The sequence below is a fragment of the Mycobacterium sp. genome (assembly GCF_052145595.1).
In the GTDB taxonomy this organism is placed as follows: Bacteria; Actinomycetota; Actinomycetes; order Mycobacteriales; family Mycobacteriaceae; genus Mycobacterium.
The window spans coordinates 1-16748 of sequence record NZ_JBKQOI010000064.1 but is presented as its reverse complement, the minus strand read 5'-3'; the positions used below and the strand labels follow the sequence as shown (position 1 = coordinate 16748).

18 protein-coding genes are annotated in these 16748 nt (G+C 66.7%); 12 read left to right on the top strand and 6 right to left on the bottom strand.

The features are described from left to right. Positions 1-109 precede the first annotated feature (109 nt). From ACLP4W_RS04345 to ACLP4W_RS04335, 3 genes are read right to left on the bottom strand one after another with little or no spacing between them, the layout of a single operon-like run. Positions 110-982 carry an SAM-dependent methyltransferase gene (locus ACLP4W_RS04345; RefSeq protein WP_442384468.1) on the bottom strand — a complete coding sequence of 291 codons (873 nt, stop codon included), beginning with the start codon at positions 980-982 and terminating at the stop codon, positions 110-112. Positions 983-988: 6 nt separating this feature from the next. Continuing rightward, on the bottom strand, positions 989-1825 hold the full coding sequence (locus ACLP4W_RS04340; RefSeq protein ID WP_442384466.1) for a mycofactocin-coupled SDR family oxidoreductase: 837 nt from the start codon (positions 1823-1825) through the stop codon (positions 989-991). A 5-nt stretch (positions 1826-1830) separates the two neighbouring features. Next, positions 1831-2142 carry a putative quinol monooxygenase gene (locus ACLP4W_RS04335; protein WP_442384464.1) on the bottom strand — a complete coding sequence of 104 codons (312 nt, stop codon included), beginning with the start codon at positions 2140-2142 and terminating at the stop codon, positions 1831-1833. Positions 2143-2309: 167 nt separating this feature from the next. On the opposite strand from ACLP4W_RS04335, the gene ACLP4W_RS04330 reads away from it, so the two are divergent. Then, the gene (locus tag ACLP4W_RS04330) at positions 2310-4805 is read left to right on the top strand and encodes a DNA translocase FtsK 4TM domain-containing protein (RefSeq protein WP_442384462.1); all 2496 of its coding nucleotides are present in this window, start codon (positions 2310-2312) and stop codon (positions 4803-4805) included. A gap of 68 nt (positions 4806-4873) precedes the next feature. Here ACLP4W_RS04330 and ACLP4W_RS04325 read toward each other — a convergent pair whose 3' ends face one another. Further along, positions 4874-5407 (bottom strand): amino-acid N-acetyltransferase, encoded by a 534-nt coding sequence (locus tag ACLP4W_RS04325; RefSeq protein ID WP_442384460.1) that lies wholly within the window; start codon positions 5405-5407, stop codon positions 4874-4876. 65 nt (positions 5408-5472) lie between these two features. Between ACLP4W_RS04325 and pgsA the strand changes: the two genes are divergently transcribed. From pgsA to pspM, 4 genes are all read left to right on the top strand, one after another. Beyond that, complete coding sequence (gene pgsA / locus ACLP4W_RS04320) at positions 5473-6039, top strand: CDP-diacylglycerol--glycerol-3-phosphate 3-phosphatidyltransferase (RefSeq protein ID WP_442384458.1); 567 nt, start codon at positions 5473-5475, stop codon at positions 6037-6039. A 109-nt stretch (positions 6040-6148) separates the two neighbouring features. Further along, positions 6149-6487: a transcriptional regulator ClgR gene (gene clgR / locus ACLP4W_RS04315; RefSeq protein WP_442384456.1), complete on the top strand. Its 339-nt coding sequence runs from the start codon at positions 6149-6151 to the stop codon at positions 6485-6487. A gap of 150 nt (positions 6488-6637) precedes the next feature. Continuing rightward, complete coding sequence (pspA, locus tag ACLP4W_RS04310) at positions 6638-7468, top strand: phage shock protein PspA (RefSeq protein WP_442384454.1); 831 nt, start codon at positions 6638-6640, stop codon at positions 7466-7468. 18 nt (positions 7469-7486) lie between these two features. Then, the gene (gene pspM, locus ACLP4W_RS04305; protein ID WP_442384452.1) at positions 7487-8305 is read left to right on the top strand and encodes a phage shock envelope stress response protein PspM; all 819 of its coding nucleotides are present in this window, start codon (positions 7487-7489) and stop codon (positions 8303-8305) included. A gap of 10 nt (positions 8306-8315) precedes the next feature. Here pspM and ACLP4W_RS04300 read toward each other — a convergent pair whose 3' ends face one another. Continuing rightward, positions 8316-8747: a limonene-1,2-epoxide hydrolase gene (locus tag ACLP4W_RS04300; RefSeq protein WP_442384450.1), complete on the bottom strand. Its 432-nt coding sequence runs from the start codon at positions 8745-8747 to the stop codon at positions 8316-8318. 53 nt (positions 8748-8800) lie between these two features. Here ACLP4W_RS04300 and ACLP4W_RS04295 point away from each other — a divergent pair, with 53 nt between their 5' ends. The 6 genes from ACLP4W_RS04295 to ACLP4W_RS04270 all read left to right on the top strand — a co-directional run bounded on the left by ACLP4W_RS04295 (position 8801) and on the right by ACLP4W_RS04270 (position 14204). Beyond that, the gene (locus tag ACLP4W_RS04295; RefSeq protein WP_442384448.1) at positions 8801-9967 is read left to right on the top strand and encodes a glycosyltransferase; all 1167 of its coding nucleotides are present in this window, start codon (positions 8801-8803) and stop codon (positions 9965-9967) included. A gap of 22 nt (positions 9968-9989) precedes the next feature. Next, positions 9990-10184, top strand: coding sequence for a DUF3046 domain-containing protein (locus ACLP4W_RS04290; RefSeq protein ID WP_442384446.1), 195 nt, complete (start codon positions 9990-9992; stop codon positions 10182-10184). A 250-nt stretch (positions 10185-10434) separates the two neighbouring features. Then, positions 10435-11487: a recombinase RecA gene (recA, locus tag ACLP4W_RS04285; RefSeq protein ID WP_442384444.1), complete on the top strand. Its 1053-nt coding sequence runs from the start codon at positions 10435-10437 to the stop codon at positions 11485-11487. Beyond that, positions 11453-11983 (top strand): recombination regulator RecX, encoded by a 531-nt coding sequence (gene recX, locus ACLP4W_RS04280; RefSeq protein ID WP_442384545.1) that lies wholly within the window; start codon positions 11453-11455, stop codon positions 11981-11983. The genes recA and recX overlap by 35 nt, the downstream gene beginning before the upstream one ends. Before the next feature lie 53 nt (positions 11984-12036). Beyond that, positions 12037-13581 carry a tRNA (N6-isopentenyl adenosine(37)-C2)-methylthiotransferase MiaB gene (miaB, locus tag ACLP4W_RS04275; protein ID WP_442384543.1) on the top strand — a complete coding sequence of 515 codons (1545 nt, stop codon included), beginning with the start codon at positions 12037-12039 and terminating at the stop codon, positions 13579-13581. Continuing rightward, entirely contained in the window at positions 13569-14204 is a 636-nt protein-coding gene (locus ACLP4W_RS04270; RefSeq protein WP_442384442.1) for an Rv2732c family membrane protein, read from the top strand. Before miaB ends, ACLP4W_RS04270 begins: the two co-directional genes overlap by 13 nt. On the opposite strand, the gene ACLP4W_RS04265 is transcribed toward ACLP4W_RS04270, so the two are convergent. Next, a complete protein-coding gene (locus tag ACLP4W_RS04265) occupies positions 14201-15553 on the bottom strand; it encodes a DUF349 domain-containing protein (RefSeq protein WP_442384440.1) in 1353 nt (450 codons plus the stop codon). The genes ACLP4W_RS04270 and ACLP4W_RS04265 overlap by 4 nt on opposite strands. Before the next feature lie 566 nt (positions 15554-16119). Here ACLP4W_RS04265 and ACLP4W_RS04260 point away from each other — a divergent pair. Next, positions 16120-16748 (top strand): DMT family transporter (locus ACLP4W_RS04260; protein ID WP_442384438.1); only part of this gene is annotated, 629 nt, incomplete at its 3' end.

Below are 16748 nucleotides of genomic sequence, written 5' to 3'. Positions count from 1 at the left end.
CACTCGCTGCCGCGAAACTTGCACCACGGCTTTATTTTTCGGCGTGTCGTCGCCAACGTTGCAGTGTCGCGGTGTTCAAAAGGTAGCCAGCCAGGTTGAATTGCCCGGGCTACGTCTTCTCCGCGTAGGCCGACCATTCCAGCTGTGAGGCATTGAGTTTGCGGCCGGTGGGCTGCACGTAGCGCTGGAGAAGTTCATCGGGGCCGGCCTGCTCCACAAGCCGCCAGCCGTAATCGGCGATGAACTCCGCAACCTCGTCGGGCTGCAAGCCGAAATGCCACAGTTGGTGGCGCTGCCGGACGCTGCGGTACAGCGTGCGCGTGCCGTACCGATTCGTCCCCTCGATGAAATCCCTGCGGACGTAGGTGAACACCAACCGGCTACCCGGGGCGGCCGCTCGTAGCCCTTCCAAGGTGCGCCGGACACCGTCTTCGGTGAGGTACTGGGTCACGCCTTCGCAGATGAAGAAAGCGCGGTAATCGGTACGATAGCCGTGCTCGGCCAACGACGTGAGCAGGTCGTCACGCTCGAAGTCCAGGGCCACCAACCGAACCGACAGCGGCGGCTCGCCCAGCACCCGCCGCACCGTCTTGGCTTTCATGGCGATGTTGACCGGGAGGTCCACCTCGAAGACCGGCATGCGGACCTGACGAGTCAGTAGGTAGCCGCGGGTGTCCAATCCGGCGCCCAGGATGACGACCGCGTCGATGCCGTCGAGCGCCTCTTCGAGCTTGTCACCGATGAATCGCTTGCGGCAGGCCAAATTTGCCCAGAGCCCAGGGCCGGTGAATTCCGATCCGCGGATCATGAGGCGTCGGGCCGGCGCCCAGCGCGTCGCAGCGACGAGCCACCGCAGTGGCCTCGGCAAAAACAGTTGCGCCAGATCGTCGTCCACCAGGCGGTGCCCAGGTGGCTCGTTTTGTTCGACGGCCGCCAACACCATCGGACCAAAGGCGGTCTGCGCCGCGGGATTTTGCACCATCTGCCGCTACTTGTTCAGGAAGCCCGCATCCACCGGCAGGGTCACGCCGGTGATGTAGCGGGCCTGGTCGGACGCCAGCCACGCCACCGCGTTGGCGATGTCGTCGGCTTGCAGTACTTCCACCGGCATGGCGTTGCCCATGTCCGGCGGCGAATCGGACCGTGCCACCAGGTCGGCCAGCCACTGCCGGGTGAACTCGTTGTTGATCATTGGGGTGTCGACGCCGGACGGATGTATCGAATTTACCCGAATACTCTGCCGTGCAAGCAGATTCGCGTATACACGCATCAACCCGACCACCCCGTGCTTGGCGGCGGCATACCCGACGGAGCCGGCATCGGCACTGGCGACGCCGGCCAGTCCCGCAGCCGAACTGATAAGCACGATCGATCCGCCGGTGCCCTGCTTGACCATGGTCGGTAGCGCGACCTTGATGGTGTTGTACACACCCGTGAGGTTGACGTCGATCACGTCGCGCCAGCCATCGTCACCGGATTGCATCGGGGCGATACCGGCATTGGCGACCACGATGTCGAGCCGGCCGAACTCGTCAAGACCCGCCTGCAACGCGGATGACAACGATGCGCGGTCGCGGACGTCGCCCTGTTTGGCCACGATGCAGGCGCCCGTGTCCTCGACGAGCTTGACGGTCGCGGCCAGGTCCTCCGGGGTGGCCAGGGGATAGGGAACGCTGGCTATCTGGTCGCACAGGTCGACCGCGATCACGCTCGCGCCGTCGGCGGCCAGCCGAACCGCGTGTGCGCGGCCCTGGCCGCGCGCGGCTCCGGTGATGAAGGCAACTCTCCCTTTTAGCGGCCCCCCTCGGGGGCCATTGGGGGACACGCCCATCATTGCCGCAGCTGTCCCTTGTCCGGATCGCCCGCGGGAACAGGCTGCAGCACCTTGATGTCCGGCGCCCCGGCCAGGTGCTCGCCAACGGCGGTGAACATCTTGCCAATCGCGGGTGCGGTGCTGTGCGCCTTGAGGGCTTCCTCGTCGGCCCATTGCTCGATGAAGACAAAAGTCTCGCCGGTCTGGTGCAGGGAGTAGAGCTGGCAGCCCGGTTCGTCGTGCACTTCTTCGACCGCGCGCGTGAGGATATCGCGGACGGTGTCGACCGATTCGGGTTTGACGGTCATGGTGGCGACGACGACAGGCATGGTAGGGCCTCCTGGGAGCTTCGGGGGTGGGTGACGGCATGACTTTTGTCACCGGTTGTCACCCTACTCACGCCTTTTCGTGACCGGTCCGTCACATTGGCCACGAGGCGGGCGTTGCCAGTGTGGCGGGTGGTGTAGATGATGTATTTGCGACTACCCTTGCCACCATGGCTAGTAAGACCGTCGCCCGCTCCGGAACCCGAACGAGCAGGTCAAAGGCCACTTCGCGCGCCAGTAAGTCGCGAAGTGCACGACCGGCAGCACCGCGCAGAAGGGTGAACAAGCCCGCCAAACGGCGTAATCGGTCCCTGCTGGTTGCCGCCGGGCTGACCTGCGGGCGGGCCATGCGTGCCACCTGGCTGATGGCGGCCAGGGGCACCGGCGGCGCGGCCCGGTCGATCGGGCGGGCGCGCGATATCGACCCCGGACATCGCCGCGACGGGATCGCGCTGGTTCTGCTCGGCCTTTCCGTCGTGGTCGCCGCAAGCTCGTGGTTCGACGCCGCCCGACCGGTCGGCGCGTGGGTCGACACGGTATTGCGGACGTTCATCGGCTCGACCGTCGTGGTGCTGCCGCTGGTCACCGCCGCAGTGGCGGTGACGCTGATGCGGACCCAGCCCAATCCCGATGCGCGGCCCAGGCTGATTCTGGGTGCCAGCCTCATCGCCCTTTCGGTTCTCGGCCTGTGCCACCTGTGGGCGGGTTCGCCGGAAACCCCGGAATTGCGGCGTCGCACAGCGGGATTCATCGGCTTTGCCATCGGTGGGCCGCTGTCGGACGGGCTGACGGCCTGGATTGCCGCGCCGCTGTTGTTCATCGGCGCGCTGTTCGGGCTGCTGTTGCTGACCGGGACCACCATCCGCGAGGTGCCCGACGTGGTGCGTGCCATGTTCGGCACCCGCTTCTACCAGGACGGCGACGAGGCCGACTACGACTACGACCACGACGACGAAGCGGACCCAGGCACACCCGAGGACTTCTCCGACGGCTATTACGACGAGAGTTCGCTGAACCCTGACGATGAGCCACAGGCCTGGCCGACGGCGGACCCGGCTGCGGTTTCTCTCGAGAACCAAGACGACATTCCCACCGTCCCGGAGCCCGCCATCACGCGTGGCCGCCGACGCGGGAAGCAGCGGACCCAGGCCTTGGACCGGGTCGTCGAGGGCCCCTACATCCTGCCGTCGCTGAGCCTGCTGGTCGCCGGTGATCCGCCAAAGAGACGCAGCGCCGCCAACACCGTCATGGCGGATGCCATCAGCGAGGTGCTCAACCAGTTCAAGGTCGACGCCGCCGTCACCGGCTGCACCCGCGGGCCCACCGTCACCCGCTACGAGGTCGAGCTGGGGCCCGGCGTCAAGGTGGAGAAGATCACGGCGCTGCAGCGCAACATCGCGTACGCGGTTGCCACCGAGAGCGTCCGCATGCTGGCCCCGATCCCCGGCAAGTCGGCCGTCGGCATCGAGGTGCCGAACACCGATCGCGAAATGGTGCGGCTGGCCGACGTGCTCACCGCGCCCTCGACCCGCCGCGACCACCACCCGCTGGTGATCGGGCTGGGCAAGGACATCGAGGGCGATTTCATCTCGGCCAACCTGGCCAAGATGCCGCACCTGCTGGTCGCCGGCTCCACCGGATCCGGCAAGTCCAGCTTCGTCAACTCCATGCTGGTGTCGCTGTTGACCCGGGCGACCCCGGAAGAGGTCAGGATGATCCTGATCGACCCGAAGATGGTGGAACTGACACCCTACGAGGGCATTCCGCACCTGATCACCCCGATCATCACCCAGCCGAAGAAGGCGGCGGCCGCGCTGGCGTGGCTGGTCGAGGAGATGGAGCAGCGCTACCAGGACATGCAGGCGTCGCGGGTGCGCCACATCGACGACTTCAACGCCAAGGTGCGGTCCGGTGCCATCACGGCGCCGCTGGGCAGCCAGCGTGAATATCGGCCCTACCCGTACGTCGTGGCGATCGTCGACGAGCTGGCCGACTTGATGATGACCGCGCCGCGCGATGTTGAGGACGCCATCGTGCGGATCACCCAGAAGGCCCGCGCCGCGGGCATCCACCTGGTGCTGGCCACCCAGCGCCCGTCGGTGGACGTGGTCACCGGGCTGATCAAAACCAACGTGCCGGCCCGGCTGTCGTTCGCCACGTCATCGCTCACCGACAGCCGGGTGATCCTGGACCAGGCGGGCGCGGAAAAGCTGATCGGGATGGGTGACGGCCTGTTCTTGCCGATGGGCGCGAGCAAACCCCTACGGCTCCAGGGTGCCTACATCACCGACGACGAGATCCACGCCGTCGTCAACGCATGCAAGGACCAGGCCGAACCCGAATACACCGAAGGCGTCACCACCGCCAAGCCCACCGGCGAACGCACCGACGTCGACCCGGACATCGGTGACGACATGGATGTGTTCCTGCAGGCCGTCGAGCTGGTGGTGTCCAGCCAGTTCGGTTCCACCTCGATGCTGCAACGCAAGCTGCGCGTCGGCTTCGCCAAGGCCGGCCGGTTGATGGACCTGATGGAAACCCGCGGCATCGTCGGACCCAGCGAGGGATCCAAGGCGCGTGAGGTGCTGGTCAAGCCCGACGAGCTGGCCGCGACACTGGCCGCGGTCCGGGGCCTGGACTCGGCTGGCGGCGACGACTCGGAGTAGATCGGCGAGCAGACGCAAAGTCGCGCCATTCTTCGGCGTGTCGTGCGAGTCTGCGTCTGCTCGCGCAGTTACAAGACCAGCAGCATCCGCGAGTTGCCGAGAATGTTCGGCTTGACGTAGCTCAAATCCAGGAACTCGGCGACACCGATGTCGTACGAGCGGCACATCTCTTCGAAGACCTCGGCGGTGACCGGGGTGCCCTCGATCTCGGTGAACCCATGCCTGCCGAAGAACTCGGTCTCGAAGGTCAACACGAACAGTCGCTTCAGCTGCAATTCGCGGGCGACATCCAGCAGCCGGTTGACGATCGCGTGGCCGACGCCGTGCCCGGTCATCGCCGGGTCGACCGCGACGGTGCGGATCTCGCCGAGGTCGGACCACATCACATGCAGGGCCCCGCAACCGACCACTTTGCCCTCGTGTTCAGCCACCCAGAACTCCTGGACGGCCTCATAGAGCGTCACGAGATTCTTTTCCAGCAGGATCCTGCCCGCATACGTGTCGACGAGTTGTTTGATCGCGGGAACATCGGATGTTCGCGCACGCCGGACCACCAGCGTGCGGTCCTGTGAGCTTTCGGTCACGGGTAACAGTATCGACATCAGGCGTGGGTGCGCTGGTCAACCGTTATTCTGTTGCCGTGTCGGGGCAGCCTCAAACAGGTCCGATGGTAAGCCGCGCCCGCATCGCCAACCTCGCCAACATCCTGACCCTGTTGCGGCTGCTGCTGGTCCCGATTTTCCTGCTCGCCTTGTTCGCTGACGGCGGCCACCAAATCGCCGGCCGCATATTGGCTTTCGTGATTTTTGCGATTGCCTGCATCACCGACCGCTTCGACGGTCTGCTCGCCCGAAACTACGGAATGGCGACCGAATTCGGCGCGTTCGTCGATCCGATTGCGGACAAGGCCCTGATCGGGTCGGCGCTGATCGGCCTGTCGATGTTGGGGGAGTTGCCGTGGTGGGTCACGGTGGTGATCATGACCCGCGAGGTGGCGGTGACGCTGTTGCGGTTGGCCGTGATACGCCGCGGCGTAATTCCGGCAAGTTGGGGCGGCAAACTCAAGACCGTGGTCCAGGCGGTGGCGATCGGCTTGTTCGTGCTACCGCTGTCGGGACCGTTTCGAGTGGTGGCATCGGTGGTGATGGGGGCGGCGATCCTGCTCACTGTGGTCACCGGTATCGACTACGTGGTGTCGACCGTCAGGGCAGTTCGCCGGGCGAGGGCGGACTAGGACGGGTCGGGAACCAACAGCACCGCCGCTGGCGTTCACCTAGAGAGCGCCCGCCGAATTTGGGGTTGTTTACGTGCTGAGCAGGCCCGACTGGACGAAGGAGAGCAGGATGCCGCCATTGGTGCGCGAGGTCATCGGCGACGTGTTGCGCCGGGCCAGGACATCGCAGGGCCGGACGCTGCGGGAGGTGTCGGATTCGGCGCGGGTGAGCCTCGGGTACCTATCGGAGGTGGAGCGCGGCCGCAAGGAGCCTTCCAGCGAGTTGCTCAACGCGATCTGCGATGCGCTGGAGGTACCGCTGTCGTCGGTCCTCACCGACGCGGGTGAGCGGATGGCGGGCGAGGAGCGCGCGGCGTACAGCACGCCGGCCACCGAGACGAGCGGAACGACCATCGACGCCAGCACCAAGGTCGTCATTCCGCCGGTGGCATCCCTGGCGGTGGCCTGAGCGCCCGGTGGCACCGGCGCAAACGGATCCAGCGCGTGGGGTGGGGCGATCGGCGCCGACCCGTTAAATTGGGCGGCAGGATGAGCGCACAGCCCAACTGAGCCCCGAGCGGGCCCTCCGGCACACAAGAAGCGAAGGTGGAGCTACATCATGGCCAATCCGTTCGTCAAAGCGTGGAAGTACCTCATGGCGCTGTTCAGCTCCAAGGTCGACGAGTACGCCGACCCCAAAGTGCAGATTCAGCAGGCCATCGAGGATGCGCAGCGCACCCACCAGGCGCTGACCCAACAGGCGGCGCAGGTGATCGGCAACCAGCGGCAGCTGGAGATGCGGCTCAACCGGCAACTGGCGGACATCGAAAAGCTGCAAGTCAACGTGCGCCAGGCCCTTACCTTGGCCGACCAGGCCACCGCCGCCGGTGACGCCGCCAAGGCCACCGAGTACAACAACGCCGCCGAGGCGTTTGCGGCCCAGCTGGTGACCGCCGAGCAGAGCGTCGAAGACCTCAAGACGTTGCACGACCAGGCGCTATCCGCCGCGGTCCAGGCGAAAAAAGCCGTCGAACAGAACGCGATGGTGCTGCAGCAGAAAATCGCGGAGCGCACCAAGCTGCTCAGCCAGCTCGAGCAGGCGAAGATGCAGGAGCAGGTCAGCGAATCGCTGCGCTCGATGAGCGAGATCGCCGCTCCGGGCAACGTCCCGAGCCTCGACCAGGTGCGCGACAAGATCGAACGCCGGTACGCCAACGCGATGGGTGCGGCCGAACTCGCGCAGGGTTCCGTGCAAGGGCGGATGCTCGAGGTCGAGCAGGCCGGTGTGCAGATGGCCGGTCATTCCCGACTGGAGCAGATCCGCGCGTCGATGCGTGGCGAAGCCCTGCCGACGGGCGGCACGCCCGCTGCTCCCGGAGTCACCGCGGCCACTCCCGCGCCCGCCGAGACCACCGGTAAGCAAGTTGCCGAGAAGCCCCTTGGCCAATAGCACGGCGGTGGTCCTTCGATGGTGATGAAAGCGGCTCAGCGCGCGCCGTGGCGCGCGTTGGTGGAGCGTGGATTGGACACGGCCACCGAACTTTCCGATTTGGTGGCGCGAAAGATCAGCGCCGTCACCGATCCGCGGGCACGGCTGCTGCGCCGTCGCCGCCGCGCGCTGCGGTGGGGCTTGATATTCAGCGCGGGGTGTGTGTTTTGGGCGGTGGTGACGGCGCTGCTGGCGGCTTGGGGCTGGTTCGCGTTGCTGCTGGAGATCACCGGCTTTGTCGCGGCCGTACAGGCGATTCCGGCGACATTGCTGTTGCTTCGGTACCGCTGGCTGCGATCGGAGCCCCTGCCGCCACGCCGGTCCGCCAACACCCGTCGGCTGCCGCCACCCGGGTCGGCGGCGCGGCCCGCGATGTCCGCGTTGGGCGCCTCCGAACGCGGATTCTTCTCGTTGTTGGGCGTGATCGAGCGGGGCTCCATGTTGCCGACGGCCGAGATCGGAGACTTGACCGCCGCGGCCAATAAAAGCTCCGCGGCGATGGCGGCCACCGCCACCCAGGTGGTGTCGATGGAGCGGGCGGCGCAGTATTCCGAATCATCGCGGTCGTATCTGGTGCCGACGATAAATGCGTTCACCGCGCAGTTGAGTGCCGGCGTTCGGCAGTACAACGAAATGGTCACTGCCGCAGCGCAATTGGTGTCGTCGGCGAACGGCGACACGGGGACTGGGTTAGCGGTGTCGCAGCAGCGCTACCGCGCCGAGTTGGTCGGGGCTACTGATCGCCTGATCGGTTGGGCGCAGGCGTTCGACGAGCTCGGCGGCTTGCCCCAGCGCTAGCCGCCCCGGGCTAAAACGTCGCTTTGAGCGACGGCACTACCAGCGCGGCCAGACCGCGTGCGGTCGCCTTGAGCATGTCGAAGAAGTCGAAGTAATCGCGCCACAGGGTGATTTTCCCGTCGCGAACCTCGAAGACGCCGCACACCCAGAACTGAAGCCGTAGTCGGCCGAAGATCAGCGCGTCGCTGCGTTCGGTGAGTACCGCGGCGCCGTCGGCGGCAATGCGGTGGATCTTCACCTCAAAGGCGGCGCGGCCTTCCATCTGACGGAACAGCTTCATCGCTCTGGCGCGGCCATGTATCGTCGGCAGCCCGACGTTCTCGTAGACGAGATTCTCGTCCAAAGCGGCATCTGCGGTTTCGTAGTCCGCGTCCTGCAGGGCGTTGAGGAAACCCTCGACCGTGCGGGTGTTCGCAACGGCTGTGCCAATCGGCTCGGTCATGGTCGCCAGCGTAGGCGAGCGTGGCGGCTCGGCGCTGTGGCAGGGTAAGGCGGATGCGTGTCGCCGTGGTCGCCGGGCCGGATCCCGGGCACTCGTTTCCCGCGATTGCGCTCTGCAAACGCTTCGGCGAAGCGGGCGATCAGCCCACGCTGTTCACCGGCGAGGAGTGGATCGACGCCGCCCGCGCCGCGGGCATCGACGCTGTCCCGCTGGACGGGCTCGCCGCCACCGACGAGGACCTGGACGCCGGGGCCAGAATCCACCGCCGTGCGGCGCGGATGGCCGTGCTCAACGTGCCGGCGCTACGCGACCTTTCGCCCGACCTGGTGGTGTCCGACGTCATCACCGCGGGTGGCGGCATGGCCGCCGAGCTGTTGGGAATCCCGTGGATTGAACTCAACCCTCATCCGCTGTACCTGCCGTCCAAGGGGCTGCCGCCGATAGGCAGTGGACTGGCGCCGGGTACCGGCATCCGCGGCAGGCTGCGCGATGCCACGATGCGGGCGCTCACCGCACGGTCGTGGCGCGCCGGCCTGCGGCAGCGCGCAATAGTGCGGGTCGAGATCGGATTGCCGGCCCGTGACCCCGGTCCGCTGCGACGGTTGATCGCCACGTTGCCCGCGCTGGAGGTTCCTCGCCCGGACTGGCCGGCCGAGGCCTTCGTGGTGGGGCCGTTGCACTTCGAGCCGACCGATCGGGTGCTGGATATCCCCGCAGGCTCCGGGCCGCTGGTGGTAATCGCGCCCTCGACCGCGCTGACCGGCACCTCGGGGATGGCCGAAGTCGCCCTGCAATGCCTCATACCCGCAAAGACGATGCCGACGGGATCGCGCCTGGCGGTCTCGCGCCTGGGCGGAGCGGAGCTGGTCGTGCCGCCGTGGGCGGTGGTCGGGCTGGCACACCAATCTGAATTGTTGACGCACGCCGACCTGGTGATCTGCGGCGGTGGTCACGGGATGGTGGCCAAGACGCTGCTGGCCGGGGTGCCGCTGGTGGTCGTGCCCGGCGGAGGGGATCAGTGGGAGATGGCCAACCGGGTGGTACGTCAGGGGAGTGCTCGGTTGATTCGGCCGCTGACCGCCGACACGCTGGTGGCCGCGGTGAACGAGGTGCTGTCGTCGCCCCACTACCGTGAGGCCGCTCAAAAAGCCGCCGCCAGCATCGCCGGCGTCGCCGATCCGGTGCGGGTGTGCCACGAAGCGCTGGCGCTGGCCGGGTAATCCGCTCGGTATGTTGGCTGGCGTGCGGCTGACGGAGTTCAACGAACGGGTTGTCCTGCGATTCGGTTCCGCGTACGGCGCATCGGTGCTGGTAGATCATGTGTTGACCGGCCTCGACGGCCGGACTGCCGCCCAGGCGATCGAGGATGGTATCGAGCCCCGCGAGGTCTGGCGGGCGTTGTGCGTCGACTTCGACGTGCCGCGCGACCAGTGGTGATCTTTCTCGGGATCGAGCCTGCGATCGAGCCTGCGTCCAGAGCGTCGGTCAGCTGAAAATCGCGCCGCCACCGCAGGCTCGGCGCCACTAGCGCAGACTCGGCGCCTGCCACGGCGTGTCTCACTTGAATCGAACAGGTGTTCGTCTACTGTGGTGATCATTCGAAGAGGACGACTTGTCGGTGGCCTTCTCTAGTGTCACGGCCAACCGACCGATACCGGTCATGAACACCGACTACAGGAGAGGCACCATGACGCAAGCCCCCGACCGCGAGAAGGCTCTCGAACTGGCGATGGCTCAGATCGAGAAGAGCTACGGCAAAGGCTCGGTGATGCGCCTCGGCGACGAGATGCGTCAGCCGATCTCGGTCATCCCGACCGGATCGATCGCACTGGACGTGGCCTTGGGCATCGGCGGCCTGCCACGTGGCCGGGTCGTGGAGATCTACGGTCCGGAGTCCTCGGGTAAGACCACCGTCGCACTGCACGCGGTGGCCAACGCCCAGACTGCCGGCGGCGTCGCGGCGTTCATCGACGCCGAGCACGCCCTGGACCCGGATTACGCCAAGAAACTCGGCGTCGACACCGATTCATTGCTGGTCAGCCAACCCGACACCGGTGAACAGGCCCTGGAGATCGCCGACATGCTGATCCGCTCCGGCGCGCTGGACATCCTGGTCATCGACTCGGTGGCGGCCCTGGTGCCCCGCGCGGAACTCGAAGGTGAGATGGGGGACAGCCACGTCGGACTGCAGGCCCGGCTGATGAGCCAGGCGCTGCGGAAAATGACCGGCGCGCTGAGCAATTCGGGAACCACAGCGATCTTCATCAACCAGCTCCGCGAAAAGATCGGGGTGATGTTCGGCAGCCCCGAAACCACGACGGGTGGAAAGGCTTTGAAGTTCTACGCGTCGGTGCGCATGGACGTACGCCGGATCGAGACACTCAAGGACGGCACCAATGCGGTCGGCAACCGCACCCGGGTCAAGGTCGTCAAAAACAAGGTGTCGCCGCCGTTCAAGCAGGCCGAATTCGACATCCTTTACGGCAAAGGCATCAGCAGGGAGGGTTCGCTGATCGATATGGGTGTGGATCAGGGCTTCATCCGCAAGTCCGGTTCGTGGTTCACCTACGAGGGTGAGCAGCTCGGCCAGGGCAAGGAGAACGTCCGCAGCTTCCTGCAGGAAAACCCCGACGTTGCCAACGAGATCGAGAAAAAGATCAAGGAAAAGCTTGGCATTGGCGCGGTCGTGACGGATGGCCCCTCTGGTGACGGTGTCCTGCCCGCCCCCGTCGATTTCTGAGCCATCCCGCGAAGAGCAGGCGCGCGCGCTGTGCCTGCGCCTGCTCACCGCGAGATCGCGCACTCGGGCCGAGCTGTCGGGCCAGCTGACGAAACGCGGATATCCCGACGACGTCAGCGATCGGGTGCTCGGCCGGCTCGCCGCCGTCGGCTTGGTGGACGACACCGAGTTCGCCGAACAGTGGGTGCAATCACGCCGGGCTAACGCCGGGAAAAGCAAGCGCGCCCTGGCCGCCGAGTTGCACACCAGGGGTGTCGACAACGACGTGATCACCACGGTGCTGGGCGGGATCGACGCCGGTGCCGAGCGAGACCGCGCCGAGCAGTTGGTACGGGCCAGACTGCGGCGGGAGACGCTGAGCGAGGACAGCAAAGACGAGGTGCGGGTGAGCCGCAGGCTGGTGGCGATGCTGGCGCGCCGTGGGTACAGCCAGAACCTGGCGAGCGAGGTTGTCCTCGCCGCGCTGGCCGCCGAACGGGAGCGCCGGCGGGTCTAGCTGCGGGTTAATCCGGTCGGCCCCGCTCGCCGTACCATGGCTCCGTGACTTCGATGGTGGCAAAAGACGCCCCAGACGCCTTCGGGCCGACTGGGCCCGCGGCCGCATCGGGGTCGGCGCGTACCTATCAAGTCCGCACCTTCGGCTGTCAGATGAACGTCCACGATTCCGAGCGGCTGGCGGGCCTGCTGGAATCGGCCGGCTACCGGCGGGCGGCCGAAGGCGCCGACGCCGACGTGGTCGTCTTCAACACCTGCGCCGTGCGGGAGAACGCCGACAACAAGCTGTACGGCAACCTCAGCCATCTGGCCCCGCGCAAGCGCGTTAATCCCGACCTGCAGATCGCGGTCGGCGGCTGCCTGGCCCAAAAAGACCGAGACGCACTGCTGCGCAAGGCGCCGTGGGTCGATGTCGTCTTCGGCACGCACAACATCGGATCGCTGCCCACGCTGCTCGACCGCGCCCGGCACAACAAGGTCGCCCAGGTGGAAATCGCCGAGGCTCTGCAGCAGTTCCCGTCGTCGCTGCCGAGCGCCCGCGAGTCCGCTTATGCCGCTTGGGTTTCCATCTCCGTCGGGTGCAACAACAGCTGCACCTTCTGCATCGTCCCGTCGCTGCGGGGCAAGGAGGTCGACCGCAGTCCGGCGGACATCCTCGCCGAAGTGCGGTCATTGGTGGACGACGGCGTGGTCGAAGTCACCCTGTTGGGCCAGAACGTCAACGCCTACGGGGTTTCGTTCGCCGACCCGGCGCTACCCCGCAATCGCGGCGCCTTCGCCGAGCTACTGCGCGCCTGCGGCCGTATCGACGGGCTGGAACGCGTGCGGTTCACCTCCCCGCATCCCGCCGAGTTCACCGACGACGTCATCGAGGCGATGGCGCAGGCGCCGAACGTCTGCCCCGCCCTGCACATGCCGCTGCAGTCCGGCTCCGACCGGGTGCTGCGCGCGATGCGGCGGTCCTACCGCGCCGAGCGCTATCTCGGCATCATCGAGCGGGTTCGGGCGGCCATGCAAGACGCCGCCATTACCACCGATCTGATCGTGGGATTTCCCGGTGAGACCGAAGAGGACTTCGCGGCCACCCTCGATGTGGTGCGGCAGGCCAGGTTCGCGGCGGCTTTCACCTTCCAGTACTCCAAGCGGCCCGGCACCCCCGCCGCTGAGCTGAGCGGGCAGCTGCCGAAAGCCGTTGTGCAGGAACGCTACGAGCGGCTGGTCGAGCTACAGGAGCGGATCTCCCTGGAGGGCAATCGCGCTCTGATCGGACGGACGGTCGAGCTGCTGGTCGCCACCGGCGAAGGACGCAAGGACACCCGCACGGCGCGCATGACCGGCCGGGCACGCGACGGTCGGCTGGTGCACTTTGCCTCGAACAAGCCCCGCGACACACACGTGCGCCCCGGCGACATCATCACCACAGCAATCACCGACGCCGCGCCGCACCACCTCATCGCGGACGCGGGCATCCTCACCCACCGCCATACGCGTGCGGGCGACGCGTACGCGGCCGGGCAGCGCCCGGGCACCATCGGTCTTGGCATGCCCGCCGTTGGGCCTTCCGTCGGCCCGGCCGAACCCCTTGGATGTGCCCGATGAAGAAAGAACACGCCAACCTTGACGCTTTACGGACCGAAATCGAGGCCGCAGAACGGCGTGTGGCACGTGAGATCGAGCCTGGCCCAAGGGCTTTCGTAGTCGCGATCCTGGTGTTCGTGCTGCTGGGTTCGTTCATCTTGCCGCACACCGGCGATGTGCGGGGATGGGATGTGCTGTTCGACACCCACGGCGCCGGCGCGGCCGCGGTTTCCCTGCCTTCGCGGGTGTTCGCCTGGTTGGCGCTGGTGTTCGGCATCGGCTTCTCGATGCTGGCGCTGATGACCCGGCGCTGGGCCTTGGCCTGGATCGCGCTCGCCGGTACGTCGGTCGCCAGCGCGGCCGGCCTGTTGGCCGTGTGGTCGCGCCAGACCGTGGCCGCCGGGCATCCCGGCCCCGGGGTCGGGCTGATCGTCGCGTGGATCACCGTGATCCTGTTGACGTTTCACTGGGCTCGTGTGGTGTGGTCGCGCACTGTCGTGCAACTCGCGGCCGAGGAGCAGCGGCGCCGGGTCGCCGCACGCGAGCAGGCCATGACGCTGCTGGACAGCCTGCAAACCAACACCGATATCTCCGACGATCCCGGCGACCCGGAACGCCCGACGCATCCGGAGTCCGAAGACTAGGGTCTGCGGGTCAGCGCCTCGGCGGCTGCTTCGGCCCACTGCCGCCACTGTTCGGCGTTGGCCTTGGCCTCTTCGGCCTCTTTGGTCCGGCCGGCCGCCGCCGCTTTCTGGGCCTGCTGCTCGTACTGCTCGGCACGAGTCCGGAACTGTTCGGCTCGGGCCTGCGCCTGGGGATCGGACCAGTCCGACTCGCCCGCGTCGCGCACCTTCTTCTCGACCGCGCGCAGCCGCCGCTCCAACTCGGCGGACCGTTCCCGCGGCACTCGGCCGATCGCGTCCCACTTTTCGGCGATGGACCGCAGCGCCGCCCTGGCGGCGTCATGGTCGCTTGTGTCGAGCCTTTCCGCTTCGGCCAGCAGCGCCTCTTTGGCGGTGGCGTTGGCCTGCAACTCCACGTCTTTTTCCGCTGCCGCGGCGTTACGGGCCGTGAAGAACGAGTCCTGGGCGGCCTTGAAGCGGTGCCACAGGGCATCGTCGACATCTTTGCTCGCTCGTCCCGCCGCCTTCCATTCGGTGAGCAGCTTCCGGAATTCCGCACTGGTGGGGTTCCAGTCCGTCGAGTCGGATAACTCCTCGGCCCGTTCGCAGAGCAGCTCCTTTGCCTGCCGGACCCCCGATCGTTCCCGGTCAAGCTCGGCGAAATGTGATCCCCGCCGCCGGTTGAAGTTTTCTCGGGCCGCCGAATAGCGCTTCCACAGCGCGTCGTCGACTTTCCGGTCCAGACCGCTGATCGTCTTCCACTCATCGAGGATTGCGCGTAACCGGTCGCCGGCGGCTTTCCATTGAGTCGAGTTGGCGGCCACGTCCTCGGCTTCGGCCGCCAGGGCCTCCTTTCGGGCGGTCTGGGTGGCCCGATGCTCATCGCGCCGGGAGCGGTCCGCGGCGACCGTGGCCTCGACAAGCTCGAGAAGACTGGTCAACCGGCCCGCGAGCGCGTCGACATCGCCCAGCACGCATGCCGTCGGCAAGGTTTCGACCAACGCGGATGCATTGGCTTTGATCTTGCGGGCGTCACCCGTCCCCGACGCCAGACGCTCCTCCATGAGCGTGATCTCGGTGCTCAGATCGTCGAATCGGCGGCCGAAATGGGCAAATGCGGATTCACGGTCGCCCGCTTGCCAGGAGCCGATGATGCGCTCGCCGGCCGAGTTGATCAGCCACACCGTGCCGTCGTCGTCGACGCGTCCGAACTGGTGCGGATTGCTGGGCTGGTGTCCTACTACCGGGTGGGCGGAGGCGGGTCGTGGCCCCGAGCTCTGAGGCCGTGGACCGGGTCGCGGCCCGGGACGTGGTGCCGGCCCCGAAATCGGATCAGCTGAATCGTCGCTGCGGGGCTCGTCGGCCGTCATGCGCTCGTCACCACTCTTTCACAACCTTCTGCGCGGCTGTGCGCCGCGCACCTGCCGCGCGTAGCGGCACCCATCCGGCCGAGAGGCTGGCGCGGCCCTGCCGCTAGCGCCAGCTGGTCGTCAACCGGTTCCAACAGTATTCAAGCAGCTTGCCGGGCCGTGCGCGCCTACCTTTTGCCGGCGTTGGTCCGCCCCGGGTGGATAACAGTTCGATTCCACCGTCGCTCCGGCCATGTGGCAAGGTCGCTTGGCCCGTTACCGTGACGGAGACGAGATGTTACGGCTGTTACGGGGGGGATAACCATCGCCAGGGTGGATATTGCGGTGTCGCCGCTCCGGTCGAGCTGCGCGCGACCTGCGAGGCATAACCGCAGCCCGGCCTTTACAAAGGATTCACACAGGTGGTGCATCGTTTTTTGGGTGAGTATTGATGGGCCATCGCGGCTCGCCGGGGTCGAGACCCCGGCGCTGCCGCACTACAGTTGTCGTTGAACTGTGACCGAACAACACGTGTACGTACAGCTTTCGCCGGGAAGGCTGACGGGAACGCTGGTGAGGGGGTCCCCATGTCGAAAGTGGATGTCGCGGCGCTGATTGCGTTGTGCGCGGCACTGGCCTCCGCGATCGGCGATGTGATCCGGCAGCGCTCCGCACAGGAAATCACCGACAAAAAAGTCGGCCACCTGGAGCTGTTCCGCATGTCCTTGCGCGACAAACGGTGGTGGTTGGGCGGCGCGGCGGCTGTCGTCAATTACAGCCTGCAGGCCGGTGCGCTGGCGTGGGGGTCGGTGGTGATGGTGACGGCGCTGCAGGTTACCGCGCTGCTGTTCGCCTTACCGATCTACGCGCGGCTGACCCATCACCGGGTCACGCGCTGGGAGTGGATATGGGCGGTAGTACTTGCCGGCGCGTTGGCGGCGGTCATCATCGTCGGCGACCCGAAGTCCGGCCAGGAGCGGGCGCCGCTGTCAATGTGGATCGTCGTGGCCCTGGTGATGGGCCCGGCATTGGTGTTGTGTGTGCTGGCGGCGCGGGTGTGGTCTGGTCGTCCGGTCGCGGCGGTGTTGCTGGCGGTGGTGGCAGGTTCGTCTCTGGCACTGTTCGCGGTGCTGACAAAGGGAGTCGTCGAAGTGGCCGAAGGCGGCTTCGGGGCCGTGCTGCATTCGCCGGAGTTCTATCCCTGGTTACTGGTGGC

What these genes read in the sequence shown, in the direction of transcription:
- ACLP4W_RS04345 (WP_442384468.1), bottom strand. Translation starts at nt 982, where the DNA reads ATGGTGCAAAATCCCGCGGCGCAGACCGCCTTTGGTCCGATGGTGTTG.
- ACLP4W_RS04335 (WP_442384464.1), bottom strand. Translation starts at nt 2,142, where the DNA reads ATGCCTGTCGTCGTCGCCACCATGACCGTCAAACCCGAATCGGTCGAC.
- ACLP4W_RS04330 (WP_442384462.1), top strand. Translation starts at nt 2,310, where the DNA reads ATGGCTAGTAAGACCGTCGCCCGCTCCGGAACCCGAACGAGCAGGTCA.
- ACLP4W_RS04325 (WP_442384460.1), bottom strand. Translation starts at nt 5,407, where the DNA reads ATGTCGATACTGTTACCCGTGACCGAAAGCTCACAGGACCGCACGCTG.
- pgsA (WP_442384458.1), top strand. Translation starts at nt 5,473, where the DNA reads ATGGTAAGCCGCGCCCGCATCGCCAACCTCGCCAACATCCTGACCCTG.
- clgR (WP_442384456.1), top strand. Translation starts at nt 6,149, where the DNA reads ATGCCGCCATTGGTGCGCGAGGTCATCGGCGACGTGTTGCGCCGGGCC.
- pspA (WP_442384454.1), top strand. Translation starts at nt 6,638, where the DNA reads ATGGCCAATCCGTTCGTCAAAGCGTGGAAGTACCTCATGGCGCTGTTC.
- pspM (WP_442384452.1), top strand. Translation starts at nt 7,487, where the DNA reads ATGGTGATGAAAGCGGCTCAGCGCGCGCCGTGGCGCGCGTTGGTGGAG.
- ACLP4W_RS04300 (WP_442384450.1), bottom strand. Translation starts at nt 8,747, where the DNA reads ATGACCGAGCCGATTGGCACAGCCGTTGCGAACACCCGCACGGTCGAG.
- ACLP4W_RS04295 (WP_442384448.1), top strand. Translation starts at nt 8,801, where the DNA reads ATGCGTGTCGCCGTGGTCGCCGGGCCGGATCCCGGGCACTCGTTTCCC.
- recA (WP_442384444.1), top strand. Translation starts at nt 10,435, where the DNA reads ATGACGCAAGCCCCCGACCGCGAGAAGGCTCTCGAACTGGCGATGGCT.
- miaB (WP_442384543.1), top strand. Translation starts at nt 12,037, where the DNA reads ATGGTGGCAAAAGACGCCCCAGACGCCTTCGGGCCGACTGGGCCCGCG.
- ACLP4W_RS04270 (WP_442384442.1), top strand. Translation starts at nt 13,569, where the DNA reads ATGTGCCCGATGAAGAAAGAACACGCCAACCTTGACGCTTTACGGACC.
- ACLP4W_RS04265 (WP_442384440.1), bottom strand. Translation starts at nt 15,553, where the DNA reads ATGACGGCCGACGAGCCCCGCAGCGACGATTCAGCTGATCCGATTTCG.